The 441-nt window shown below is 42.6% G+C and carries 1 pseudogene; it reads left to right on the top strand.

What is annotated here, in order from left to right:
• Positions 1-441: pseudogene (locus EGI24_RS14235) on the top strand (hypothetical protein); the annotation flags it as partial.

Genomic DNA, 441 nt, shown 5'->3' on the forward strand with positions numbered 1-441 from the left:
CCCCAGTAGCCCCATTAATTTCATCTACCAAAACGACTGTTTGTGGAACAGATAAAGCGACAATTACAGCAACAGGATGTGTAGGAGGAACGATTACATGGTCAGGTGGCGGAGTAGGCACTACCAAAGAAGTAGGAGCTGGAACTTATACGGCAACGTGTACGACAAGTTGTGGAACATCTGGAAACTCAAACACGATAACTATCGGAACGAGTCCATCACCAGTAGCACCAGTGATTTCTGCTAACAAAACTGAGATTTGTGGAAATGAGGAAATCACTTTGACAGCTACCAACTGCTCAGGTACAGTTAAATGGTCTAACAATGCAACTGGTGCTTCAATAAAAATTACGCAAGCTGGAGATTATGCGGCTGTTTGCCAAAACTCATGTGGAGAAAGTCCAAACAGTAATATTGTTAAAATTACTATAGGAGGCGTTC

Origin of the sequence: Lacihabitans sp. CS3-21 (genome assembly GCF_024343675.1) — a bacterium.
Classification (GTDB): domain Bacteria; phylum Bacteroidota; class Bacteroidia; order Cytophagales; family Spirosomataceae; genus Leadbetterella.